Source organism: Providencia sp. Me31A, assembly GCF_050487165.1.
GTDB lineage: Bacteria > Pseudomonadota > Gammaproteobacteria > Enterobacterales > Enterobacteriaceae > Providencia.
This window is the reverse complement of sequence record NZ_JBKQGZ010000078.1, coordinates 1-641: the sequence shown is the minus strand read 5'-3', so window position 1 is coordinate 641 and position 641 is coordinate 1. Positions and strand designations below refer to the sequence as shown.

Below are 641 nucleotides of genomic sequence, written 5' to 3'. Positions count from 1 at the left end.
AAAGAAAGCGTAATAGCTCACTGGTCGAGTCGGCCTGCGCGGAAGATGTAACGGGGCTAAACTATGCACCGAAGCTGCGGCAGCGATATGTAAATATTGTTGGGTAGGGGAGCGTTCTGTAAGCCTGCGAAGGTGTACTGCGAGGTATGCTGGAGGTATCAGAAGTGCGAATGCTGACATAAGTAACGATAATGCGGGTGAAAAACCCGCACGCCGGAAGACCAAGGGTTCCTGTCCAACGTTAATCGGGGCAGGGTGAGTCGACCCCTAAGGCGAGGCAGAAATGCGTAGTCGATGGGAAACGGGTTAATATTCCCGTACTGGTGATAATTGCGATGGGGGGACGGAGAAGGCTAGGCTATCCGGGCGACGGTTGTCCCGGTTTAAGAATGTAGGCAGGTGAATTAGGCAAATCCGGTTCACTACATGCTGAGGTTCGACGACGAGTCACTACGGTGATGAAGTAGCTCATGCCCCGCTTCCAGGAAAAGCCTCTAAGCTCTAGATTATCATTAATCGTACCCCAAACCGACACAGGTGGTCAGGTAGAGAATACTCAGGCGCTTGAGAGAACTCGGGTGAAGGAACTAGGCAAAATGGTGCCGTAACTTCGGGAGAAGGCACGCTGGCATTAGGTGAAG

1 rRNA gene is annotated in these 641 nt (G+C 52.3%); it reads left to right on the top strand.

Annotated features, from left to right (window positions below):
• Positions 1 to 641, top strand: a 23S ribosomal RNA gene (locus ACLPIE_RS22545); the annotation flags it as partial.